We start from the raw sequence: 24,859 nt of genomic DNA, 5'->3' as shown, positions 1-24,859 counted from the left end.
AGTAAATATTGGGTTCTCTATACGCCTTTTCAGGTCAATTTGCTGTTTTTCACTCGTGTGCAAGTGTGGCTAGCGCCACTAAAAAATATATAGGATTTTTGAAATTCAGGCAACCATCACAAAGAAAAACTGAAAACGTATGGATCGTGCAGTTCAAAAAAGGAAAAGATGAATCGACCAGATCAGTGCTCAAGGTAGACCTCTAACGTCTACTTCTGGCACATAAAGCAATATTCAGAAACTTCGAATACTACGTTAGCTCACTTTACTGCAATAACCGTAACCAAAATTTTAATTGAGCAACTTGGAACCATGACAAAGTACATTTTGCTCCCCACATGCTGCCAGAACTCGGCCTCTTGGGCATATTTTTTTGCTTTTTGGATAGCGACGTTTTCTGGCAACTGAGTTTTAGTTAGCCCCGAACATAGCAGCTTTGAGCACAAAGCCTTCCAAGGATGCTTAGGTACGCCGTCTGAAAGCCGTTCCACAAACCGATCCAGTGCATGATGAGTCACCACGACAGGTCCAATGTTCGGAACATTTATTACCTCATCGATGTCTCTCACCGTAACATTATCCACACTGTATTCCTCGAAGAGATATGAGAGCCAATCGTCCCGCTTCTCTACCGAGATCTGTGCTTCCTGGTATCGAGTGAGCAAGAACCTAGTCAGGCTGTAAAGTGAATGCTGAGTTGAGCGTTGTTTCTGTAACTTTTTGATGGCTCCTTTACTGACTCGGATTTGAAGCCCATTGCCGCTTCGGTTACTCCCCATCACCTCTTTCACTGACAATAGGTGGTGAATCGCATAGAGCTCAGCTGCAATTGGCTTTTGCTGCTCAGGTAGCTTGTCGTATTGCTCACCTAAATCGACCTTTAGCTCACCACCTCTTCGAAGGCCGGTCTTCCAGTAAACCGTAAACTCACCATCAATCTGCTTTGTTAACAGGGTTAATACCATCATGTTTGTTTCTCCTATTGGTTATCTTTTTTTCATTCTCCATGTTTTTTCAAATATGCAAGGCGCAAAAAAAGGGGCCGAAGCCCCTTGGATCAGATATGAACTTTCGGAAAGCCCATGGCACCGTAAACATTCAGCACATCATTCCAATCCCAACTTTTCACGCCGAGTGACGTTGGTATCGGGGGGATCAGGACTTGTGTCAGAATGCCTTTTTGCCAGGCTTTTTTCTTGAGTTCATTCGCTGCATTCAGGCCGGTCTCAGAGAGATCGTGATCTGCCCAGATGTACAGCATTTTCACATTACTTGGTGGTTCAAACCTAGCCAGTAGGGTTGCATTCACAACCGACCAACATGTTTGTCCCGTTGCTCTGGTAACCGCTAAAGCTGTTTCGATGCCTTCAGAAACACCTAATACTTCACCAGGCTCACCAATCGGAATGGCACCGCCAGTGATTGTTCTGTCACTTGGTATGGGCATCATCTTTTTAGGCTTTTCAACCGGCGCTTTGAATCCATCTTCACTTAGGTAGATCCGATGAAACGTGGCCGAACGCCCTTGCTGAGTAACGATTTTACCTAGCAGCGCTGGGTAGCTATCGATAAACAGACCATCTTCATCATGGTAAGGCAAGTTTGGATGAAACCTCAGCACCGAATCCCATTCAGGACGAAGCCGGGTAACAATGCCACGACGATGCAAGTAGTTCCAAACTGGTTGCGCACGAGCATCTGCAAGAGATAGCGTTTCTCCCCAGGTTTGATTCAAGCGATGGATAATCGCTTTGTCCTCGTCCTGCTTTCTAGCCTTCCAATCAACAGCGTTACGCGTTATTGCCCGAGAAGGTGCTTGTATTTGTCCGGGTTGAATACCAAGAACTTGGCCAATTGCTTCAATAGACTGAGCAAAGTTCCACCCATTAATCCAAGACAACAGTTCAAAGCCATCATGAAAGATACCGCAGGTATTACAAACGCCACCACCGGTATATTCAGCATCTTTGAACAGCCTAAAGCCATCACGACCGCCATGAACAGGACAAGCCACATGACGGCCTTTTCGAGCAATAGCGGCATCAAGTTCTGGCACCAACGCCGCCAGTATTTGAAGCCATTGGCCATTAAGATATGGCCTTACTGTTTCAATTTGTAAAGGTAACGCCATATAACCTCCTTCAGTAAAATGCCGACTCCTACCACAGGTGGTAAAAGTCAGCTTGGGTCCTGCATTAGCCGTTCGGTTAATACAGGAGCGTTAGTCAAGCTGGATACCATGTCGTCTTAATAGCCACATGATGGACTCACGAAGCACATCAGGATCGACAACCGCAGCCATCGCGCAAACACGAAAGCAAAATGGCGCAATTTCGTCATTTTGAATCCACGACAACACATCCTTGCGCAACCGAGTACTGACACGACCGTCCAGCAATACACGGATCGCATCCAATAGAATGCCTTCGCGTAACTGCCAGATTTCCGTGTCAGACCAAGTGACTGGGGCATCATTAAACTCAAATAGAAATTCGAGCTGTGATAACGTGTGTTGATGGGACTGCTTTTGTGATGAAGGTGAATGGGCAATGCCCCCATTCATTAAAGATAACCGCGTTCGGCAAGCGAAACGCAGCCCTCGTATGCGACCACGACATGGTCAAGCGTTCGAATATCAACAAGTGACAAGGCGTCACGGAGTCGATGAGTGATGCGTTTATCAGCTTCACTGGGTTCAGGATCACCCGATGGATGGTTATGAACCAGTATCACTGCTGCCGCATTAAGTTCTAGCGCTCGTTTTGTTACTTCCCTTGGATACACGCTCGCCGCATCTAAAGTGCCTTTGAACAGCTCTTCAAATCGAATGACACGATGCTTTGTATCAAGAAACAGCACGCCAAAGACTTCGTGCTCATACTCGTGCATCAGTGTTTGCAGGTATGAGAACGCCGACGATGGCTGTTCAATTTTTCGACCTTTACTCAATCGACCACGGGCAAGCTTGAGCGCCATATCTAAGATATCCGCTTCAGTCACTTGCTCAGGAACGATATAAGTACCGGCTTCTTCGCCAGCTAAGAACTTTTTGTTTTTCATAGGAGTCTCCCCAAAAAAAAAGCGGAGACGAACCCATGCCCTGAAGGGGACGGAATCGTCCCCGCAGGGTGGTAAAGTTGATGTGGTTACTGAATTAACAGTTGTTGTGTTACTTCGAATAACTCACGCTTCAGATCTTTGACGTCGTTAATCACGATGCTTTGAGGAAAGAATTTCTCAACACTGCGTGTTTGAATCCCGATCCCCAGCAGCTCAAAGCCACTGCGTCTGCACCGGTCAACAATGTCATGCGTGGCAGCCCAATCATCTGGGTCACCATCGGTTAGCACTATCATTAGCTTTCGCTTCTGTTTTTGCGCTAACAAACTGTTTGCCGCAAACCACATCGCTTGTGCCATAGGCGTACAACCTCGTGGTTTTTGGTCAAAACAGGCGGCCCGATGTCGAACCGATTGCTTGGGCAATAACGCGATAGAAACTTCCTGATGAATACCAGGAAAATAACTGACCGCAGGTACAACACCCGGTATGCCTTCCAGTGCCATGGCCAAAGCCAAAGCGGCTTCATTGGCAACATGAAAGTACTTTCGATTACCTTCGCCAATGGGTTTACCCATTGAACCCGATATATCGACCAGCAAGTGCACAGCAGCATTAGGCGCAATGCGAGGTTGCCTTTGAATAAACAATCTCGACTCACCGGCTTGTGAAGCGGCAAGACGATGGGTTGCAACTCGAAGACCGTGCCTTTTGGCATGATTCCGATTGTCCTGACTGGACTGAACCATGCCCCTAAGTCGGGCTCGAATTTGAGCGGACTCAGACGCCGATAAGGTCAAGATGGCCTCATCACCCAACATAGCCTGCTCTGCTTGGGGCAAACTGAGTGGAGTGACACCCTGATGTCCTTCAGCTTGTTCCGACAACACTTCTGCCACTTGTGCAAAGGTATCGGATTCAAACTGAGCGGCACTGGCCTCTAAGGCTTGTCGCAAATTGTCAGCTTGATCAGAGTTATCAGAATCTCCCGTTTCAGCAGCATCCCCCGTTGCAGACGAACCTGTTTCCGGGGTTTGACTGTCACTACTGCTATTGCTGTCATTACTCGCATCTTGTCCAATGTCATCACCGTTATCAGCATCCGACTCATCCTGTGGTGGACGAGATTCTTCTTCCAACATGGCAACGATGGCATCGACAAGTTTCAGCACTTCACCTGTAGATGCCAGGCTAGGCACTGCTGTCAGCATGGCGCTTAACCGGCTCATCGCTGCGGCAGGAAAGAGTTGTCTCACCCTTTCATCAACAGCTTGATACAAAGGCGTCAGTGCTTTCTGGCCCAGAAAATGGCATCTCAAGCGAAACAACAACCAGGCTTGCAAGTTAGATGCAGGCTCAGGCTGTTCAGGTACACACATTTGCTGTGTGTCCACCATGTACTCAATCACTTGCGAAATACTGCGCCGGGTTCCGGGGTAATCCTTTGCCAATTCGTTTTCAATGCGCACATCCTCAATAATATTGAGAAGTGCCTTACGGATCGGCTTAGACGACGCCTTCTTCACCATGTCAAAATTGGTATGCCGAATATGCGCCGCTTCATGAGCCAGATAACCCCAAGCTATCTGTTGATAGTGTGGGTCGTCTGGGTTTGCTGTTGGGATCACAATCCGCTCACCATCGGTAAACGCATCTTGTCCTTGAATAAGCACCTTCACACCAAACTTTTCGCCATAAGCGGCGGCAACGATTGGCAGTGCGTTTTTTAATGGATGATTCATGGGAGTCTCCTAATCATTAGGGGGAATACTCCCTCAGCGGGAGCGTTTCCCCGCTGGGAATGTAAGTGTTTAAACCTGTGCTTTTAGCTTATCCAGGTCATATTTTTGACCTAACCAAGCCACCAATTGAGCTGGACTCTCGTGCTGCTCAAATGACGTTTTAAGCTGGTCTAAACTCAGGATGTCATCCAATGTCAGACCGTACTGGTCTTGTAACTGAGTAGACACCTCGTGCTGATATTGCAGCCAGGCCCGCTCAAAAGCGGTTTGCTGCAATGCCATGTTTGGAACAAATACCATGGCCGTTACCCAAACTCCTTGTGCGTCCGCATCTGCGATCAAAACAGGGTTCTTGGGGATCAAGACACTATGTGTTGAGTACGACCGTTGTACTAACGTTCGACAACACGCCACTTCTGGTATCGATTCACTTTCAACCGCATCAGTCACACCACGAAAATGCGGTTCAAACTGGTTCAGTTGGCTGGGGTTATGGATGGTTGATTGCATAATTTCCTCTTACATAGTTCAGAGGACATGCGCCCTTAAGGGCAACATGCCCTCAAGGACGTTAGAAATAAAATGAGTTTGGTACAGTCGAACCAAGGTTTGGTCTGACGGTTGGTTGTGGTATTGCACGTAAGTTATCTGCCTGAGCAGATACTGGCTGTGCGGGTTTAGGTTCAGGTTTGGGCATCAGTTGTCTGATATCCAATTGACCTTCACCGTGCATTCTCATCTTGTCTGGATCAGACAAAATTAAAATGGTCGCCATCAGTTCGTGATAGAGATTGTCTGTCACAGGGCCGGTCTTCGGCAGACGAACAAATAAATTGTCCATCGCTTCAACCATCGGCTGAACTCGATGATCCAGGAAGGACAAACCATCCAACTTGTCTCTTAATCGCTTGAGCGGATTAAGGGCTCGCTGACTGATTTGATTCTTGCCTGCAACGGAACGCTCAAACAGTTCATTGGCATCACGAGCCACCTCCCTAAAGAGGGTGTGTCCTATACCATTGACCTTGTCATCTAAGCCTCCAGCTTGTTCAGCCGGTTGCATTCGATAGATGGCATAATCGAACTGAAGCCGTTGTTCCACGTCTTCGATGGGTGACAGCGCACGCCGGATTGCATCTGCAAATTCCGGGTGTTTCGCAACCCAGTCAAACGTCACCTGATCATAGTTGTCCAAGAACAACTGCTTACACTGCGCAAACTCCTGACCGATCCGGTCAAGCTCTGGAACAATCTGATCAATTCGGTCTTCAGGGACGGCATAGCCACCTAAAAACCGCACACCGACTTGCTCACACAAGCGCTGCGCTTCTTTTTTAAGCCGTTCAAAGTTCGCCAATGCCTCTGGGTCGCAAATTTTTTTACTCCCTAAGCTGGCAACATCCTTCGGTGGAAGTTGGCTGCCATTGGCTAATCTGAAATCTTCAGGCCTTAGTTTTTTTCTACCGCTCCAGATGGAACAGTCGATGTGACAAATCAAAAGTTTGTCGAGGGTTTGAATACTCATAGTGCATCCTCATGCGAGATGGGGACGCACCACTCCCAACAGGAGCAATGGCCCCCGTTTGGGTGGTAGTAGTTGACGCGCTAATGGCAATACCACTATCAGAAATAGTAATTTTGCGAATCAGGCGACGATTGGTTGAGATCGATTTTCGCAGGCATTAAGTCCAGTGCTTCAGCAATCGGGCGAACCCGCTCTAAATCACTGCCTAGCAACCGCAATACATCTTTTTCCAACTTCAGTTGGTCGGATACTTCTATCCCTTCAGGACTCGCTACTGTGAGCGAACACAATGGTGGTAATTGACGCTTAAAGGCCAGTAACAGCAACAATGGCCACGGGCCATCATCAGTGTTAACAATGCCAGCGCCTTCACCTGACACCATGCTGATTTGATTGGTACTAGGTAATCCGCTTTTGCAAAACCCTAATGACCATTTTCCAATCCTGACCTGGTTATCATCAATAACAGCCAAGCCATAGGCTTCAAGCAGCTTTGCCATATCGAACAACGCTTTTTGAGCCAGCGAGATTTGGCCATTGACGTCCTTGCGAGTACGAAACTCCCAACTGACGTTATTGGCGCACGCGACGCTATCTAGCGCATTTGAGAGTTCAAATGGCCGCCCTTGATGATCAATGCCGACTTGTCCAACAAATCGATAACCCTTGTTGATTTTCTCATTGATTCGTCGGTCTGCTTCAGCGTTAGGATCAGTCGAGTCAATCAATCGCTGCTGCGACATTTGACCAGCTTTTCCAAACCGAACTTCAATCTCCTGGGTGTCTGATCCAACGTAAATGGCCCATTCTTTGGCTGTCCCATCAGAATGACTGTAACGGTAAAGAGCAAAGCACTTTTCCATCATCAATCCTCCCAGTGGTCACCGAAGACATCAGCGGCAATACGGTGAATAGCTTCACGTTGCTCCAACTCAGCACGAGCCGTCAAAGACCGAACCAGTGCATACTCCACTGCGTTAGGAGCACCTTTGAAAGCAAGTGTTAACTTTGCCCAGCGCACCAAGGTCCTAGTGGACATGGTGATACTAAGCTCAGCACCGCCATCCGCGCCCCCAATAAAGAGACGACGAATGTCACCAGCCACTTTCACCATTTTCTGGCGAAAGACTTCTGGCAAGCCCGGCGCAACGTTCTCCAGAATGGCTTCCTCTACAGAAGGCTCTGCATAGGTCGCTTCGATGATTCTAAAGCGATCAAGAAAAGCCAAATTTTGTTGAAGCACACCTTGATACAAGCCCGTCTGGTCACCGCTGCCCGCACTGTTGCCGGTAGCGATAAAACGAAACTTGTTATGTGGCATGATGATCTCACCGCCATTTTGTGCGATAACCAACGGGGCACCTTCCAAAATGTCATTGAGTCCAGCCAGTTCAGCAGGCTCAGCAAGATCCATTTCATTAATGATCAGCAAATGGCCATGCTTTACAGCCAGCGATAGCGGTCCATACACAAAGGTCATGTTGCCATTAACCAGCGTGTGGTGACCGATAAGATCGGACAACTCCAATCGACCGTGCGCAGTAATTTGCTGAACAGGCCAATTCAATCGAGAAGCAACTTGGCAAATTAGCGAGGTCTTACCGCATCCCGTGGGGCCTGTAATATACAAACCGTCACCGTCTGGGTGAGACAAGAACGCCAATACGTCACGTAAGTCTTCTTTTCTAAAAACATACTCGTCCTTGCGAACGGGAATGTTTGGATGGGTAGTGTCGGCACTAAATCCTTCCAGAACGAAAGCATCAGGAGCCGGGACATTAAACGCTTGATTCACTTGAACCAAAAATGGGGATTGTTCAGTCATGGTAAACCTCATTAGTTTTAACGAGGCCCCATGCCCCAACAGGGAATGAAGTCCCCGTCGGGTGGTGTGTTGATTGTGGTATGGCTGTGTATGTAAGAGTTCAGCTCGCTCTATCATTCGTACCCAGCATTGGCTACGAGTGAAACTGCTTTCTGATGCACTCGATGTAAGCGCATGAGAAAGGAGCCGAAATCGGCTCCAAGTGAACGTTAAAAGTAAAATGAGCTCGGCGAGTCACCTGGCAGAACCAAGTTATCTTGCTCAAGACTGATTTTGATTGGTGTTTCAGCGGGCTGCTCTGGCTTATTGGTGCTAATGCGCAACCGCTCTTGTGGCGCTTTTCGGTAAGCGGCTAAAACCTGTTCATCCAGCTCGCCTAACTTATCGGTGGCCAATTGCTTATAGTCCACCGTGCCCGCCATCATGTAGCGGCTGAGTTTGACCCCAGCATAGTCGGCATGAGCGTAGTTACCCATCATGGCGACCAATTTTGACTGGGCGTCTCGCATTTCCTCTTTCAAAGATTTAATGTGATTTTCCAGTCGGACCACTTCGGCATGTGCTGAGCAATACTGTCGAGACAGCGATGTCCAACGGTATTGGGCTTCACCCTTGGGAACAAAACAATCTTGCTCAGGGCATTTTGACGGTTCTTTTTTGGTCTGTACTAACTCCCAAAACTGAAGCGCTGTTTCTTGCAACTCAGTTAAGAACGCCGCGTCTCGCTGTATTTCAAACTCAATCAGTTGATCCTCAAAATAGAAAACCAACCAACCTCGCGTGCTATTGGCGACCAGTATTTGATGCTGTACTTGCACCCAATACAACTGGTACGCCTCGCTTTGTTCTCGGTGAGCTTGCACATCCTCAAAAACTGACTGGCAAGGACATTTCAGTTCAACGGGTTCGCCCGCATCGTTGATGCCATCAAAGCTGGCTCGAAAGATTGCGTTATGATCGGCTTCTGCACATAACGGCAGAAGAAAGTCATTATGCGCATTCTCAAATGCTCGCCTTGCTTGAGGCTCCAACCTTATACCACGAAGCACATTTGGATTATTCGACAGGTCTTCCGGTAATACGAATCCGGTTTTTTCTGCCCATAATCGCCAAGGTGTTTTGTAGGGTGAACGCCCCATAATAATTGGGGCTTCAGATGCCGTAACCCCTGCAATGCGCCACTGGTGCCATGCAGGAGTACGTTGTGATAGGTCGATAACCTTCATATTGCCTCCTTTGAAGGGAGACTCCCCTGAAGGAGAGAACTCCCCTTCAGGGTTAAGTGGTTACTTTGCAGCTTGTGCTAACGCTGTTTGGTGCTGAACAACACTTGCTTGAACCGAATCAATTGCCGCTATACCGGCTTGAATCGAACCTAAGACAAGGGCAACAACCAATACCAAGCGAAAAAGTGAGGCTGATTTAGTCATGGAAGATCTCCAAAAAAAGACGAGACCTTCCCCCTGACGGGAGAATAATCCCGCCAGGGTTAGTAAAATAAATGCGTGGCGCTAAGAAGCTAAAGGCTGTGTGAGCGCTTTGGCTGCTTGTTGCTGTGCATTAAAGATTTCTTGTTTCGCAAACGTCAGCTCAACACCCTGAAAATGTTCATTGGCATATTCCAATGCACTATTCCAAGCGTTTGAAGCTTCCGCCCGCTCGATAAGCTTGTAAACAAGCCCTCGGGTTCGATCATCAACTTGCTCGGGTGGAATCACCGATGGCTCAACAACGTGTGTTGCTTGGCCTTCGATAATTCGCTCTGCTTCGTCTTGATCGAAAATTCCCACAAAGCCAAACGCAATGCGGGAACACTGGATCATGGATTTATGTCTTAGCATTCGCTTAGTGTGCGTCTGCCATGGACCATCTACACGGTAAGGGCCATTTTTGCCGTTACCTTCAAAAGGTGGTCGATAGACTTCATCCAGATACTCAGTGATTTTGACTGGGTGCGAACGGTCGCGCCGATAGATGATGCATTCCATCCATTCAGGGCATTCTTTCGCGCCATCCAGTGAGACTTTGTTTTCTGAAGTCTTAAACTCCATGCCATCAAACTGGTCGTGTTGATTGATGATGCGAGACCATCCATCGACACCTACCACTGGAATAATTCCAGCTTGTTTATCAGGGAACGCAAAAATCTCTTTGGTGAAAGGGTTCAAGCCGTACTGATCTGCAACCACCAAGAGCGCCATCATCTGCTCATTGGTAGGTGCACTACCGTCACGTTGCTTGAATGCTGTTGCTTTTAGGGTATCGAACAGTTTGTTTGGATCGACACTAAAGCGCTCAGCAAAGCGTTGGATTAGCTTTGGTTTTTCCATTGTGGACTCCGACAATCAAAGTGGGAGTCTGCCCCTGACGGGAAAGTACTCCCGGCTGGGTTAAAGCATTTTTGCTCGGTTAAAAATCTGGTTCAGGATAAGTTTGTGCCCAATTAGTTTGGGAGCTCGCATCATCCGCCGGTGATGGCTCAGATGCTTTATTCACACTATCAAGAAGCAGAAACTCGTCCGCGTCCACTTCGGTCAATCGATGCTTAATGCCATCTTTCTCCCATGAGCGCGTGCGCTGGGGCCCTTGAACAAAAAGCTTCGCTCCTTTTTGGATCAAATCTTTTGCCCTTAGCCCTAACTTAAATCCACCACGATCTCGAAAAACAACCCGATGCCATTCCGTATGCTCTTTGAGCTCATTGGATTGACGGTCGCGCCATTTCTCAGAAGTGGCCAGCGAAATGCTGGTCACCAAATCACCTGATGGATAGGCTCGCGTCTCTGGCTCAGAGCCAACGTAGCCTATGAGTGTTACTTGGTTTTTCATGATGTTCTCCTCGTCTTAATTGAACTCTGTGCAAACAATCGTTTCTGCCCGGCTGGGCAAAGAAGACTGACGACGCAGATAGGTTGGTATTTCGAGTAAAGCCATGTCGTACTGATGTGGCTCTTTGTAAAACGCAGATGTCAAACGGGGCATACCAGGAGCTTTAGGCACTGCCATTGGACGACGTTTTGGTGTTGGTGTGAGCAATCGCTTGATTTGAGTAAGTACAAATCGAAACGGGCGCACGCTTTGACGAGCAAACAATCGCAAAAGCGACCAGCTCAGTTTTGCAAGCAACATAATGCCTGCGATTTGGATAATAAATCCGAAGATATATTCCATTGGTGACTCCTTATGTTGGTTTTGAAGGAGTCACCCCCAACTGGGGAAAACTCCCCCAGTTGGGTGGTGAAAGGGCGAACCGCAAGGAACGCATGGTTGAGCATGTAAAAACATGCAGGCTATTTGTTTAAGGAGGCTAGCTACCTCTTAGTACCACTGAGAAAACTCAGCGGCGGGCTTCCTTTGAGCTCATGCTCTCAGGCGCAGATATCACTGAAACAGATCAGCAATATTTGATAGTCAGTGTAACCGTCTTATCCAGACAGGATAGTTAGAAAGATGCTCAATTCTTCCACCTAGCTGAAAGGCCATTACCGCACAGAGGATTAGGCTAGGGACTGATTATTGTCATATCAGGAGCAAAATCTTATGGCCCAAGCAAAACCCAATTACTCAAAACCCATCTTTGAACAATCATTCACAATTAACAGCTTACAGGCGCAACGTGTCGTTGACCGTGTTTTTAGACGGACGGTCAGTGCGCTTTACGGAATCGATGTCATCCTGCGCATCATTGGCGATGAGAACGAAATTGATGAAGTGGAACAGATCATTAGCCAGTTGATCGAGGATTGCGCTAAGGCGGTAGACAGCGAACAAGCTCGTTTGGACAAACTAATGGAGTCCAACGGCATCGATGAAGTACCTGACTACACCGACCCAATTACCTTCAACGCCAAAATAAGCTCGCCCCAAGTTGGCCAGTTTGTTGGCTTAGTTCGCAAACTCGATGCGTTGATGATCTCAATGGACACACTCTGGTTATCTAGCGTGCTTAGCAACAAGCAACGTGTTGATGGTAACTACGCATGGCAACAGCGCATCATCAAACTGGCTCGACGCATTATTGATATCGAAATTCGAGCACGAAAATCAGCTCAAGCCAAGGGTAAAGAAGCAGAGGTTGAACAAGCGGTGCCTTTAACCGATGACGATATCACTGAAGAGGAAACAGATACCCCCGCCAACTAGCGAACGGCTCCCATCACACAGCCCCTCTTGAAGGGGCTTTTTCAAGATACGACGCAAGGCTTGCGCTGCATATAACTATTCAAGCATTGGTTATATATGATTTTTGTAAGCGTGGTAGTTATCCAGTACCTGATGATAAAGCATTGCCGACTTTTTTCTTGCGGCAGGATGGAAGGCATTGATGAAGACAACCCCGTCATTAACATGCACTCGTTCGCTAACTTTTTTAAGCTCAGGGAATACGTAACGTTTAACTTGATTATATGTGCCGCAAAGTACAACAATGTCAGGGTTAATCAACTCAATTTGCCTTCTAACAAAAGGGGCAAATTCTCTTGCATGGGCGTCAAACGATTTTTGGTCGGTTCGCGCACTTCCCGAGGTTTTCCTTATGTTTATGTATGCAATACTCTTAACGGCAATTTTTTCATTTAATTTGGCATCTCTCAGGGACGGCACAACCCCATCATATTTTTGAAGTCCGTAAGCCCAACGCCCCACCCGACGAAGAACCTTTCCTCGCCACCATCCACTTGCCTTCACCTCAATAGCTCTATTAATAGCGTTGACAATATTTTGCTTTGCTTCATTTGTTTCCTTTAAAACAAACAAAACTTTTTTACCACAACTATCCCAGTCCTCAGTTGAAATCACTCCATCGTAGTTGAAATACCAATCCTTCGGGAATGCCTCTGACCATGCAACCATTAACTTATCAAGACAGTCTATTTCTGAAACATATTTATCATCCATAGGAAAACTCAGGCTGGTTCTTATAAAACATCATTTGGATAGATGGGTAGTTCCATTAGGTAGCCATTCAATATTTAAAGTGCCACCACCAAAACGCACAATCCCTTCCTTTTTCGGCAGCTCGTTACATTGACCTCGGTATTCTATGAAATTATCCAGAAGTTCAAGCAAGTGTAATTTGAAGCCTGATTCGGTGACCTGATCAAAAATGTCATCTTCAAGAGTCCAAGATGTTCCGCTTAGGCGGTCTTCGTCATCTTCCGCACGAAACACCACCTCACCCGACACCTTCACAATGTCAGGGTGTTGTTTTGAAAGCATAGACAAACGAGTAGCTTCAAAGTTTTGATCGAAATTAGGCATTATTAATTTTCCTTTTATCATAAATTTTATATGTGCCAGACTATCAGCTTTTCCTTTTTGCAGCAGCCTCCTAAGGCTGAAAATGGTAAAAATAAGAGCAAATTGCGCACACGCTGAACAGAAAGCATAAGAGGCCCAAAGTGCCAAATTGGTTACCTTAAGGCGCATTTTGCTCATTAAAGTAACCAATATGGAACATTATTGGCGCAGCTTTTTTATAAGGACGAGCTCAATTATTCCCCGAAATTTCTTCCGTTGCCTCCTGGCGTAATTTCTGGGCATCCATTCCGTTTAGCCGGTCAATGGCTCTGTCTGCGGCACTCTGACGATTTCCATCAACGTTTAGCGTACTTCCTGAGCCAGTGAGTCTTTCCAAATCCAGTGACGGTATTTCTGGTAGGTTGCCTGTTATTGACAAGATACCTATCCATTCATCCAGATTGACTTGAGTCCAATCTACCCGGTTTAACTGACTCGCGGTCAAACCTTCACAGTTTGGTGACTTGGCACTGCCCCAGCCAAGTCCCAATTGCGGACGAACTTGTTCTTGAATGATCCGTGAAAGCGGCGAAGTAAAGCAGCAATATGATTGCCGTTTCTCAACACAGGCACCTAAGAACTTAGACTTGCAGTAAGAACCTACATAGTGGCAACTCTTCAATACCCGCTTGGCGTTCATTTCAAACTCACTCTGCTCACATTTCCAGATAAGTTGAATGAGGATCATGGTGACTGAGTAAATCATGTAGGCCGTCATAACCGTACTCAGAACCGCGCCCGCAGCGCCACCCAGCGCAAAGTTACCACCCGAAACGACACCATCGGCTCCAACTGCGCCACCAACGTTACTAAACAGTGCCGATTGCGCACCCGAACCAAAGGTCGTGCCTACCCACTCAGCCGTTTTGTTGGTCAACACCTGCATAAAGCCAGTCGCAGCTTGCTCCGCTCCCGCGCCAGCAGCCGTTGATGGCCCAGCCCCCATTAGAGAGTCCCATGCAGACACAAAGGGCTCTTTGACCGCACTCCAAGTACTGGTGATTGGTTCCCTGAGCATATTCCACGAACCATAGATTGCCGAAGACGGATTCATGGCCATGACTGCCGTATCAAGCTTGTTAACCGCCACTATCATCGTGATGTAATCCGATAACGACACGCCACTTGGCTTTTCACAGCAATCCACTATGCCACCAACGGCTTTTTTGCACTGGCCAGCATTACCTTTAAAGACCGTACACTCGACGTTATCTTGGCCATCAGCTCCCGTGCATGACATATCATTGGTCATAAACTGCGCCGCATTAAGCATCGCAGCGGCCTCTGCAAAGTTAGCCTGCTTGATTGACTCTGGCTCTAAACAATCTGTGCCCATGCAGCGAACTGGCCCCTCACAGTTGTATTGAGTTTCCATTCGTGCATTTTGCACTTCGACGCTTTGTCCGCAGTCATACACCAAACTTTGGATATAGCAGAAGCCTTCATGACCAGCCCCGCCTTCAGTGCATTCGGTTCTGACGTACTGGCAGGCCGGGTTTTGCTCTAGCTCGGCACACGTATTGGTGGTCGTGTTTTGTCCGTTATTGACGATGGTTTGTGTATTACCATTGGCATCTACCCAGCTATCTGAGCTGCCCATGTTGAACTCTGGGTGAGCAGTCGAAGCATTGTAGGTCGCTCTTGCCCTCCAGCATGAGAACCCCAGTCCATCAGAGCTGCCACGACTGGTTAAATGAGCAGGAGACGAAACAACCGCCGGATAAAGACTTCCAAGCTTTGCCAACTCGCCACTACCAACCGTTAACCCCTCGATTCGTTTTGTCCCCGCATCCAAACACTGCCACTGCACCGCAGTAAACTGATCCGTTTGCATCAAGCATTGGTCTATGCCCGGATCACTTGATTGATGAACAACGTCTTGCTCTAAGTACTTGCCAGAGAAGGTCAATGAAGCGCTCAGTTTCGCAGGAGCCAAACACTTCTGAACTTCTCGGCTGCAAGTGTCGAAATCGACTTTGTTCCAGCCGGATTCGCATCTGGAACGAGTGACTTCCTGGGGTTCATGCCACGAAATAATCGAACCATTGACGACTTTACACAATGAGCCAACCAAGGTTCCTTTTGGACAGGTCATTTCAGGGTATTTAATGGACGGTTTCGTCTCAGTCACCGTCTCCTTATTGCCCGTCAATGAGAGTGTCGTTTTCCAACCATTTGCCTTGGACGGCGACTCGGTGATTTTTATCTCAGTATTTTGATTATCAAAAATCCTCAGTGTCGCGTTTCCAGTTTGCATAGTATTGCTGTGCTGTGGAACAAAGCTGAGCGTTTCAGAGCTAAAGCAACCACGCTCAATGGACCAGCTTTGTTGATGGGTTTCAGCGGATACACGTCGCTCTAACTGACACTGAGTAAGCGTGCTGATCTTCTCGCACACCTGGTAATCCGGTACATGCTTGGTTTCAGTAAATGGCGTAATCGTCTGAGTAGGCTCACAGGCCTCAAAACTACTTGGCATAAGGTTGGATACCACACACTTTGGATCGCTGGTTTGCAATCCACAGTCATAGGTATCGGTAAAACGAATGCATTCACCTTTATCATTGGTTTCGGCACATTCTGACGACATGAATCCACAGGAAGGATTCGCTTCAAGCACTTGGCAGGCCTGATTTTCAATCCCCTTATAGCTTTCGTCATCCACACTAACTTGTACACGCCGACACAAAGGCGATATGCCAGCCACTGGGCTTGGGGCAAAATAGGATTCACAAACTGAAACACCATTGACCACCGTACATCCGTTGGTTGATGACGGCTGATCCGTACATTGAATGCTGTAGTCTGAAAACTTAGCCGGGATATCCGCTGCTTGTTCGATACAGGACTGTGGTGACCAACTATCATTCATCACCACCTTGGTTGGATCAAAGCGAACCTTGATGCGTGCATAGCCCTCACCACTACCCGTTACCGATACGCGAATTTTTATTGGCACTTCTAAACCGGGCTCTACCGCTTTTAGCTTGGCGGTGAGGTCAGTATTAGGATTGCGTTCCCAACTGGTACTAAGCTCGCAGCGACCTGCCGTTTCTGGTGGAAAGTTATTATTCGGCCCAGACCAAACTTTCTGATCACCAAGCCACACTTGCATGTAGTCATCCCATTTGGCGTACTCAAGAACGGCTGAGGTAATCGCATCGGGGTTCACGACTTTGAGTGTGATGGCCTGCTCGAACACTTTACAACGGCCACTCCAGTAGTTGTCACCAATTCGTCCTATCCAAACTTCAAGACACCCTTCACCACAAGAGCGAAGGTTCATCGGCCCTGAAACATGCTCAATGATACCTGCCGTGTAATCGTGAGTGATAGTGCAGCTGTTAACCGCTGTATTGAGCCTGTCACATTGCTGGTAGTTTGGGCTGCCTTCACCTTGAGACTCACAGCCGGGGAAGCTTTGCGTTAATAGATTTGGGTCAGTTTGAACCGCATCAGTTAATGCCCAAAGCGGATCATTGACCATATCTGGCCGAGACCTGTCTTTGATTTCCTGTAGCGAACGAAATGCTTCACCCGTAGCGCCACTTTCGGATGCCATGCTCTCTTGGCGCTGTGTCCCCAATTGATTCATGCTGGCATCAGAGCCATAAACGCCCGTTAAGACATCCAATGAGCCCTGATCCATACCAGGGAAAAGCTCTTGCAAGTTAATGGACTCATTACCACTGCCATTCGGCACCGACAATGTATTGCCATTGAGTGCGGGCATCGTCCAGTTTTGCAGCAATTGCTTACCTTCTTGTTGTCCGCTTAGGCCGGATTGGCGCTGCACATCAGCGGCCACACCATGTAAGGGCAGGCACGCCATAGTGATTGATAAAATACCCGCTAAAACTCGGGTAAAAAGTGTTGGTTTCATGGTTAACCTCCCGAGTTACAGCAGTCTTGCCAGCGCCACAAAATGTAGAGCGCATCTTCACCGGCACCGGGGATCGTTCGCCACTCTCCCCATTTCATGGTGCTTTCACCGATGACATGCGCACTTTCAGTTTCTGGTACAGGGAAGAACATACTCATCTTGTATTGGGATTTCGGCAGCATGGGTTCGATAACAGGTCGGCATAGCGCACTGTTCCCCATTGTTCGCCTTGCAAGACCACGCCTGTGTTGAGCCGCGATTGCTCGCGCCGCTAAATGGCTGGTGTTTTCTGCTAATGAGCCAAAGGCTAAGGTGTGGCCAGATAACGGGTAGAGATGGCCCCAACTGCCAGCACACCAAAACAACTGGTCGATGGGTTTACCAAGCGTTGATGAAGCAGCGTCAGCGGTACAAGCAGATATAGCCAATGGATTGGCAACGGCAGCCGCTTCAGGCTGAGTAAAAAAGGCCAGTTCATCGTTCAGCCATGTTGGGTCCAATTCCGACAAATACATCAAGTCAAAGTCCATGTAACCATCGGCATTGCAATTGCCATCCATGAACAAATCGAGCATGACCAAAAGCGGAAAGGCGTAATAATGGTAATGGTAGAAAGCGAGATCACCGGTGTCGTATTCACCCTCGCCATGACCACCTTGCAATCGCCTATCACCTAACGGTAAGCGAATCCCTCCCAGTGAAGGCGAACAACCTGGCATTCTGACCAGTTCAATCAAACGCGCTGGCTCCCACATGCTGGTAACAATACCTGGCCTTGGCACACCTAAGTTGTCTTCACATAAGCAAAATGACTTGTTTGATGCGCCGCTTGGGACACTGCCAGAGCCAAGAGGAAGACCCGCAACTCGGATAGGAAAAATGCATGACCAGCAAACATCCGTCAGCAACTTACCCGACAATAACCCCGCGTCTGGGCAGGTCAGTTCGGCTTTTGCAGGAATAGATGCGCCCAGGACAAACATGACAACGAGAGTCCGCAACAGACGATACGTATTATTGAGCTTTTTCATGAACAAGCTCCTTTGCTGGAATTTCTTCTATTTCAAACGCGAGCCCCTTTGCTTGAACAAACGATGGGGTGACTTGCAGATCAAAGCGCTGCTTTAGCGAGGCATTGAGAAGGTAAACCGGACTATCCAATGTCTTTTCGAGCGCATTGAGGCGACTCCAGCCTTGGGCACGGTCGAGCTGCGTGGTGATAAGTGTAATGCGGCGCAGTGTCCTATCTTGCGTCTCAAGCCAATGCGCTACTGCGTCCACTTCTTCAGCGTTCGCCGCATTAAACACCACAAGCTGCTGAGTGAACGGCAAGGCTTTTAGCGGGTTAATACGCGTTCCTGCTGGGATCAATGTTCGGCCATTGGCATCCAATAGTGGCCGCTGCATGACGATGGTTGGATCAACCATTCTTATCCGATACTGCGTGGCTTTGGGTAACTCAGTAAATGTTTGGCGAGACCAGAAACGCTCAATGGCTTTTTTCTTTAACGCGCCCAGATCAATCGACTGTAAACGCTGCATCGCTACTTGCATCAAATCCGGTTCTAAAATCGAATGAATAGGACCGCGTTGACCCAATGAACCGGTATTGCCGGTTTCAATTTGGCGTTGCAACCAGTCCTTGCTGTAAACCCCTAGTGCACTTGCAGTCACCTTGTCATCGTCTATGCGAAAAATGGCAGGCACGCTAGTCACCCGCCAGTGCACAAAGGCTTTCGGATCGATTCGAACCTGAGGAACAGGATCAAGCCCCGTCATCAGGGTATGCCAATCACGGATAGCTGCCCCCAAGGTCTTTCCTTCAGGAATTCCCCGAAACAACACAATAGCGCCGGTAGCACTGGCCTCTTTGAAAAGCTGCTTCAGTGACGAATCTCCCAGTGAGGACGACGCAAATATCAACCATTCATCGCTGTGTTTGAGCGACGCAGGTTGTTCAACCGGTGCAAAAGGCTCTATAAATTCAGATGCACCATCCACAGCACTTTGTAAAATGCTGCGGCTCATTTCGACGATCTTTTTGTCCTCGTCAGACAACGGATAAGGCTCTTGTGCCCAGGACACTTGCACCCAAGCCAATGGAGCAACCAACAAAAATAAGAGGCATAGTCTTCTCATCATCCACCTCCTACCAAAGCGGCCAAGCGCGACCGACAATCTGCTCGCGCTTAACGGCATTCCAATAACGGGAGTCGAAACTCGTTGCGGCCTCACCGGAAAACCAATACTCGTTTTCTTGCAGCGTCAATGAGCGGCTAAATTCTGTTTCAGCCACACCAAGACGCTGGGCTAATGCCATGCCGGTAGAGACTTCAGCACCATTCACCAGCACATGCTCAGGCGTCACCTTGACTTCATCCCCTGGCATCCCTGTTAGGCGTTTCAGCATCCGAGTACCGTCGTTATATAACGGAGCGAGTCCTTTTGAGTGGAAGGCATACAGACCATCCTTAACGGGCTCTTTATTCCATAAGTCAATCAGATATACCGTGGTATCAGGAAGGCAGCGCTCTTGCTGGGTATCAATACCTATTCGGTAGCGCATCATGGCATAGGTGCCTACCAAGGCCATGATTAACGCAAGAATGGTCAGCCGGATGAGATATGGCCGCCAAGGCATTCTTTTACGGAGTATCTGCATGAGACACCTCCTTTGAGCCTACTGGCACGAAAACAGAATCATCAGCGCCAACCACCGCTTGGGCATCCAGCACGATAAAACCGGCTGCTTTTAACTTTTCAATTTGCTGATTGGTCTGAAGCAACCTGGATTCGATGTCTTGTTCGCTGGCATTAGGACCCAGTGACAACACCGCATCCCCAAAATCCACGACTGCAATGGGCGTACTTAACGCCAACTGGCTGTGGATGGGTTCGAGTGTTTTCATTAAAAGCCAGCTGGTCATTAAACCGCTACCAGCAATAGACAAAGTAATAGAGGCCATAAATGGCCAAAGCGTGGTCTTATTCATCTAAATCCCGCGAGAAACCCCGTCCTTCTAGGGCGAGGAGGGATAGCGGTTGCTCCGAAGGAGCAAAAACTACCCGATTGGTTAATGTTAATATTTACTTTCACAAAAACAACTGTATTCTTGTGAACTATGAAAGAGATCGCTATTAAACAACGCTTTTACCCAACGACTGAACAGGCTCAATTGCTTGCGCAGACTTTCGGCTGTGTGCGTTTCGTTTATAACGCGATCCTTAAATGGCGTACCGACGCTTTCTACAACGAAAGCAAAAAGGTTAACTACAACACGGCAAGCTCTAAGCTGACCGAACTCAAGAAGCAAACTGAGTTTGAATGGCTTAACAGCGTGTCGTGTGTACCGCTCCAACAATCTTTGCGCCATCAACAAACTGCGTTTAAGAACTTCTTTGAAGGAAGGGCGAAGTATCCAGCCTTTAAGAAGAAGCGCAGCAAGCAAAGCGCAGAATTCACGAAGTCGGCGTTTAAGTTCAAAGATGGCAATATCTACATTGCCAAGTCCAAACAGCCGCTTGATATTCGCTGGTCGCGTGAACTTCCTAGCGAACCAACTACCGTCACTATCTCGAAAGACAGTGCAGGCCGCTACTTCGTGTCTATGCTTTGCCGCTTCGAGCCTAAACCACTGCCTGTTACCAAAAAGACAACGGGTATTGATTTGGGTTTGACCGACCTTGTGATTACCGCTGACGGGTTTAAATCTGGCAATCCCCGCCATACTGCAAAGTACGAGAAGAAATTGGCTCAGGCGCAACGCCGCCTTTCCAAGAAGAAGAAAGGAACTGCCAACTTCCACAAAGCCAGAATCAAAGTTGCTCGCATTCAGGCGAAGATTGCCGACTGCCGCCGCGACTTTACCCACAAACTCACCACTACGTTGATAAACGAAAACCAAGTGATTAGCTGTGAGAGTTTGAGCGTTAAAAACATGGTCAAGAATCCGCGACTTGCTAAGGCCATTGGTGACGCCAATTGGGGCGAAATGGTTAGGCAGCTTGAGTACAAAGCAGAATGGCGCGGCAGAACACTTGTCCAGATTGACAAGTGGTATCCGTCTAGTAAGCGTTGTAATTGCTGTGGTCACGTAGTTGATTCTCTACCGTTACATATAAGGCATTGGACTTGTCCAGCGTGTGAAGCGCGCTTAGACCGTGATACCAATGCCGCTATTAATATCAAAGCCGCTGGGCAAGCGGTGTTAGCTTGTGGAGCGTAAGTAAGTCCCGATTGTTCTAATGAACTTCGGGCATAACGCCTTGAAACAAGAATCCCCTTCCTTTAGGGAGGGGAGCAGTCAAAGCCTCGCTCCTTCAACAACTGAGAGATGGCATCAGCAACAGAAAGGCCTTTGCGCGTTAACTGTTTAATCGCGTTTACATCTTCTGCACGGGACGAGTACAACAGCTTGTGAAACGGATCGACAATGAGGCGGCCAATCCCGGTGCCCATTTCGGTAATAAAGAAAATTTCGGAATAGACACCCGTGACGGTATGAACCGTTTTTAGGTACTCATAACCGCCTTCACCTAGTGGCAAGCGGCCTTCTTTTTTGAGCGCGTTGATGGTTTCAGCTTTTTGGCCAAGCAGGTACATATTGGCCGAGTTTTCAGCGATGGCTTTACCTGTTGGGCTGTCATACAAATCGTTGACCGACTGCGTTACCGTTACAGCACTGCCGCCATATTTTCGAAATCGACGGTAACCCGTCTCGATGAACTTACCGACATCACCTTGAGTCAGCAGATCCCAGGCTTCGTCAATGAACACAATCTTGCGACGATCCCGCTCACCTAAGTACATCTCTTGTTGGATTTGGTAGATAAGCTGAAGCAACACCACTTGTTGCAGGTGCTTGCGCCCCTTGAGCTCTTCTAACTCCAGAACGGTGAAACGGTTTTTGAAGCGAATATTGTTGTGACCATTAAAGAAGCGGCCATATTCGCCCTGTGTCGTAAACGGATAGAGCTGCTCACCCACGTCTTGCACACGTCGGTCTTCGTGATTTTTCAAGGCCTCTGCCACATCATCAACCAACATGGCACGACCTTTTTTCTCCCACAGTTCACGGGTCTGACGCTTTAGGTTGGCCATCTGAAAATCGGTTAATGACTGCGTAGGTGCGGCCATTGCGGCCAATAACCCAACCAGTACATCCGCTTCTTCGTCATAGTCCTCAACGATTTCAAACGGGTTTAAGCAAATGCCACTGTCCCGCCCGAACTGTAAGAACTCACCATCATAGACTTCACACAGCTTTTCATAAGAGCGGCCAACATCAATTACCCAGCATTGCCCGCCTTCAGATAAGTAGGAGGAGATGATTTCGTTCACCAGGAATGACTTGCCCGATCCCGATTGCGCCGCGATGCAACAGTTGTAATTACTGCCCGAGTCATAAAGGGACACACTCATGATCTGGCCATTGCGGGAAACAAAGTTAATCACTGGCGTGCCCGTGCCTTTCCAATCTGCAAACAAAGGCAACAGTGGGATCACATGTCGTGTCGCCATGGTCTTGAATCGAAACAAGTCGTTCATCGCCTGGCGGTCAGCACCAAATGGCAAGGCATTCAGGAAAATGGGCAAACAGAAGTACTTGTCTTCCATCAGCTCAAATCCAAGTTCTTTGAAGTAAGTTCGGGCATTTGAAACAGAGCTGATGGACGCTTCTTCCGTTGGTGAAAACAGCGTCAAAGTCATATTTGCCCGAATAGGACGATCACCTTCTTGCAAGGCTTCAAAAAGAACATCAAATCCCTTTTTCTTGGCTGCAAGCACCGGCACAAACTTGAGCATCGGGCCATAGGCCTGATTGACCGCCCATTGACGCTTCGTCTCTAAACGAGATCGCATGGCCTCAGCTGAAGGAAAGTGAATGGTGACATTCAGCAAAAAGCTGCCGCGTAAACCGCGACTGCCCGTCATCATATCGCCCGCAAAACTTGCGGCATGACCAAACCAGATCCGCTCAGGCAAGCGCTTAAACGATAAGGTTTTAACTCGGTAATCACCCAGCATCAGACCTTGGCTATCCACCTTGATAGCTCGGTCATAATCCAACACTTGTTCTCGAAGTGGTTTATCTGCCTCACTGCGGATTGGTGATGGATTGCGCCAGGAAGCATCTTTTCCCCAGTTAAGCTGAGCACTTAATGCCGCGAGCCAATTTCGGTCAGTCATCTCAGTGACGCGAAAACCAACCGTTGCCAGCGCTTGCGAGAAAGAAGCCCGAAGCGCGGATGCTCGACTCAACTCACGCTCCGTCGGAATAGGACTTTCCAAAGGCAATTTGCAGGTGACGATCAGTTGAAAGTTGCGAACCTGAGTCTGGGTCGATTCTTCTATCGGTTGAACCGTGCCCCCATCGAGAAAATCCGCACGTTTGCGTATCGACGCCCTGAGTAATGGATCGGATTGACGATGCCGTAAGCCCATCATGCGCTGAAGGTCGGTTTGAATATCAGGCGAGGCGTACAGGCCAAATTGCAGCAAAGTGTCTTTTGGCCAGTCGTTGTTGAGTAGAACATTAACCCTGTCTGCAACAGACTCATCACCACCCGGCAATGGGTCACATAGAAAACCAAAGCCAACACTCTGGTCTTCCATGAAAAACAGTTGCTCATCGTCTGAATAGGCCAATACTGGCAAGAGCTCTGAAGCGCGTTGCCCTGAATACAGAGAGGCTTTCATTAACGCCCCTCCAACCAAGCAGAAAGATCATAAGGACGGCCTCGACTGATGCGACCATCATTGGCGACGATGAAAGGCACACCTTGAATGCCCAGGATTTGAGCCGTCACCAAGGTACGCTGCATTGGCTCTAAGTTGCAGGCATCATCCTGTTCTAGGTTACCAATCCGGCCATTGAGCAATGCATCGGTGGCCGCTTTCTTGTCACGCGCACAGCCAAGCTGGCGAACCTGACGCTCTGAATCAGGACCAAGCACTGGCACAGGGAGTATTTGGAAGGTGTATTCTTTGGTTAGCGGTAAAGCTTGTTTCAAAAGCTCATGGCAGTGCGGGCATCGTGGGTCAACAAAGACCACCACTTTCTTTTTGCCTTCGCCCAGCGTCAGTGGGTTCAAATCATCCATTTTTAAGCCAAGACGACTTAAGTCCAGCGTGTTTCCCGCTTCTCGAATTTCTTCAAGACTGGTAAGCGGCTTTTTCGACCAGGCATCATAGAGCGTGCCATCAATGACGAACCGGCCACTGTCTGACATGAAAACAATACGGCCATTGCTTTCGACCGCTTTCATACCCGTGACAGGTAAAGAAACCATGCCGTCAATTTTGCCAACGGGCGACACTTCAGACACAGGTTCAGCTTGAACCAATGGAGACAGCGCAAGCGCCAGAATAATTGGAGATAGTTTTCGCATGAGGAGTCCTCGTTAATGTAAATCGAGGCTCCAGTCTATGCAGTTGTCCTATGTGGACTCGGTTAGATAGATTGAAGAATTGGATGCCTTGCTAGGGTGCCACTTGTTGTTACGCACTATTAGTTCAGATATAG

Annotated in this window: 25 protein-coding genes; 2 read left to right on the top strand and 23 right to left on the bottom strand. The window is 48.2% G+C overall.

Going from position 1 to position 24,859, the window contains the following annotated elements:
* Window positions 1-260: 260 nt before the first annotated feature.
* The 14 genes from H5203_RS12045 to H5203_RS11980 all read right to left on the bottom strand — a co-directional run bounded on the left by H5203_RS12045 (window position 261) and on the right by H5203_RS11980 (window position 11,323).
* Window positions 261-968 (bottom strand): hypothetical protein, encoded by a 708-nt coding sequence (locus H5203_RS12045; RefSeq protein WP_102887293.1) that lies wholly within the window; start codon window positions 966-968, stop codon window positions 261-263.
* Window positions 969-1,057: 89 nt separating this feature from the next.
* Window positions 1,058-2,131, bottom strand: a complete 1,074-nt coding sequence (locus tag H5203_RS12040; protein WP_102887292.1) for a primase-helicase zinc-binding domain-containing protein — start codon at window positions 2,129-2,131, stop codon at window positions 1,058-1,060.
* A gap of 90 nt (window positions 2,132-2,221) precedes the next feature.
* Entirely contained in the window at window positions 2,222-2,563 is a 342-nt protein-coding gene (locus tag H5203_RS12035) for a plasmid-related protein (RefSeq protein ID WP_182819783.1), read from the bottom strand.
* The gene (gene radC, locus H5203_RS12030) at window positions 2,563-3,060 is read right to left on the bottom strand and encodes a DNA repair protein RadC (protein ID WP_049195485.1); all 498 of its coding nucleotides are present in this window, start codon (window positions 3,058-3,060) and stop codon (window positions 2,563-2,565) included. The genes H5203_RS12035 and radC overlap by 1 nt, the downstream gene beginning before the upstream one ends.
* 86 nt (window positions 3,061-3,146) lie before the next feature.
* Entirely contained in the window at window positions 3,147-4,802 is a 1,656-nt protein-coding gene (locus tag H5203_RS12025) for a VWA domain-containing protein (RefSeq protein ID WP_067206266.1), read from the bottom strand.
* A gap of 69 nt (window positions 4,803-4,871) precedes the next feature.
* A complete protein-coding gene (locus H5203_RS12020; protein ID WP_111804987.1) occupies window positions 4,872-5,312 on the bottom strand; it encodes a hypothetical protein in 441 nt (146 codons plus the stop codon).
* 61 nt (window positions 5,313-5,373) lie between these two features.
* The gene (locus H5203_RS12015) at window positions 5,374-6,327 is read right to left on the bottom strand and encodes a DUF3150 domain-containing protein (RefSeq protein ID WP_182819782.1); all 954 of its coding nucleotides are present in this window, start codon (window positions 6,325-6,327) and stop codon (window positions 5,374-5,376) included.
* A 98-nt stretch (window positions 6,328-6,425) separates the two neighbouring features.
* Window positions 6,426-7,193 (bottom strand): hypothetical protein, encoded by a 768-nt coding sequence (locus H5203_RS12010; protein ID WP_067206273.1) that lies wholly within the window; start codon window positions 7,191-7,193, stop codon window positions 6,426-6,428.
* The gene (locus tag H5203_RS12005; protein WP_109247983.1) at window positions 7,193-8,152 is read right to left on the bottom strand and encodes an AAA family ATPase; all 960 of its coding nucleotides are present in this window, start codon (window positions 8,150-8,152) and stop codon (window positions 7,193-7,195) included. Before H5203_RS12005 ends, H5203_RS12010 begins: the two co-directional genes overlap by 1 nt.
* Window positions 8,153-8,361: 209 nt before the next feature.
* Window positions 8,362-9,378, bottom strand: coding sequence for a YqaJ viral recombinase family protein (locus tag H5203_RS12000; protein WP_115113641.1), 1,017 nt, complete (start codon window positions 9,376-9,378; stop codon window positions 8,362-8,364).
* Between the two features lie 60 nt (window positions 9,379-9,438).
* On the bottom strand, window positions 9,439-9,582 hold the full coding sequence (locus H5203_RS11995; RefSeq protein WP_001963282.1) for a hypothetical protein: 144 nt from the start codon (window positions 9,580-9,582) through the stop codon (window positions 9,439-9,441).
* 81 nt (window positions 9,583-9,663) lie between these two features.
* Window positions 9,664-10,482: a phage recombination protein Bet gene (gene bet / locus H5203_RS11990; RefSeq protein WP_000414662.1), complete on the bottom strand. Its 819-nt coding sequence runs from the start codon at window positions 10,480-10,482 to the stop codon at window positions 9,664-9,666.
* A gap of 79 nt (window positions 10,483-10,561) precedes the next feature.
* Complete coding sequence (locus H5203_RS11985; RefSeq protein ID WP_008305489.1) at window positions 10,562-10,981, bottom strand: single-stranded DNA-binding protein; 420 nt, start codon at window positions 10,979-10,981, stop codon at window positions 10,562-10,564.
* A 15-nt stretch (window positions 10,982-10,996) separates the two neighbouring features.
* On the bottom strand, window positions 10,997-11,323 hold the full coding sequence (locus H5203_RS11980; protein WP_022609746.1) for a hypothetical protein: 327 nt from the start codon (window positions 11,321-11,323) through the stop codon (window positions 10,997-10,999).
* Window positions 11,324-11,692: 369 nt separating this feature from the next.
* Between H5203_RS11980 and H5203_RS11975 the strand changes: the two genes are divergently transcribed.
* On the top strand, window positions 11,693-12,295 hold the full coding sequence (locus tag H5203_RS11975; protein ID WP_012368370.1) for a hypothetical protein: 603 nt from the start codon (window positions 11,693-11,695) through the stop codon (window positions 12,293-12,295).
* 90 nt (window positions 12,296-12,385) lie between these two features.
* Here H5203_RS11975 and H5203_RS11970 read toward each other — a convergent pair whose 3' ends face one another.
* Genes H5203_RS11970 through H5203_RS11940 form a run of 7 tightly spaced genes read right to left on the bottom strand, consistent with a single transcriptional unit; the run spans window position 12,386 to window position 20,326 of the window.
* Window positions 12,386-13,048: a hypothetical protein gene (locus H5203_RS11970; RefSeq protein WP_153644092.1), complete on the bottom strand. Its 663-nt coding sequence runs from the start codon at window positions 13,046-13,048 to the stop codon at window positions 12,386-12,388.
* A 30-nt stretch (window positions 13,049-13,078) separates the two neighbouring features.
* Entirely contained in the window at window positions 13,079-13,588 is a 510-nt protein-coding gene (locus tag H5203_RS11965) for a hypothetical protein (RefSeq protein ID WP_259401943.1), read from the bottom strand.
* Between the two features lie 52 nt (window positions 13,589-13,640).
* Window positions 13,641-17,333 (bottom strand): conjugal transfer protein TraN, encoded by a 3,693-nt coding sequence (traN, locus tag H5203_RS11960; protein ID WP_182819780.1) that lies wholly within the window; start codon window positions 17,331-17,333, stop codon window positions 13,641-13,643.
* 2 nt (window positions 17,334-17,335) lie between these two features.
* Entirely contained in the window at window positions 17,336-18,364 is a 1,029-nt protein-coding gene (locus tag H5203_RS11955) for a TraU family protein (protein ID WP_182819778.1), read from the bottom strand.
* A complete protein-coding gene (locus H5203_RS11950) occupies window positions 18,348-19,472 on the bottom strand; it encodes a TrbC family F-type conjugative pilus assembly protein (RefSeq protein ID WP_182819788.1) in 1,125 nt (374 codons plus the stop codon). Before H5203_RS11950 ends, H5203_RS11955 begins: the two co-directional genes overlap by 17 nt.
* A gap of 10 nt (window positions 19,473-19,482) precedes the next feature.
* A complete protein-coding gene (locus H5203_RS11945; protein WP_169666767.1) occupies window positions 19,483-19,995 on the bottom strand; it encodes a S26 family signal peptidase in 513 nt (170 codons plus the stop codon).
* Window positions 19,979-20,326: a hypothetical protein gene (locus H5203_RS11940; protein ID WP_008305502.1), complete on the bottom strand. Its 348-nt coding sequence runs from the start codon at window positions 20,324-20,326 to the stop codon at window positions 19,979-19,981. The genes H5203_RS11945 and H5203_RS11940 overlap by 17 nt, the downstream gene beginning before the upstream one ends.
* A 129-nt stretch (window positions 20,327-20,455) precedes the next feature.
* Between H5203_RS11940 and H5203_RS11935 the strand changes: the two genes are divergently transcribed.
* Window positions 20,456-21,559: an RNA-guided endonuclease TnpB family protein gene (locus H5203_RS11935; protein WP_032479266.1), complete on the top strand. Its 1,104-nt coding sequence runs from the start codon at window positions 20,456-20,458 to the stop codon at window positions 21,557-21,559.
* 62 nt (window positions 21,560-21,621) lie between these two features.
* On the opposite strand, the gene traC is transcribed toward H5203_RS11935, so the two are convergent.
* Both traC and H5203_RS11925 read right to left on the bottom strand, forming a co-directional pair.
* A complete protein-coding gene (traC, locus tag H5203_RS11930; protein WP_008305508.1) occupies window positions 21,622-24,033 on the bottom strand; it encodes a type IV secretion system protein TraC in 2,412 nt (803 codons plus the stop codon).
* Complete coding sequence (locus H5203_RS11925; RefSeq protein ID WP_001228924.1) at window positions 24,033-24,725, bottom strand: DsbC family protein; 693 nt, start codon at window positions 24,723-24,725, stop codon at window positions 24,033-24,035. Before H5203_RS11925 ends, traC begins: the two co-directional genes overlap by 1 nt.
* Window positions 24,726-24,859 lie beyond the last annotated feature (134 nt).

The sequence above is a fragment of the Pseudoalteromonas sp. SG41-1 genome (assembly GCF_014164575.1).
GTDB lineage: Bacteria > Pseudomonadota > Gammaproteobacteria > Enterobacterales > Alteromonadaceae > Pseudoalteromonas > Pseudoalteromonas rhizosphaerae.
The sequence above is the reverse complement of the archived record's forward strand: the minus strand, read 5'-3'. Positions and strand labels throughout refer to the sequence as shown.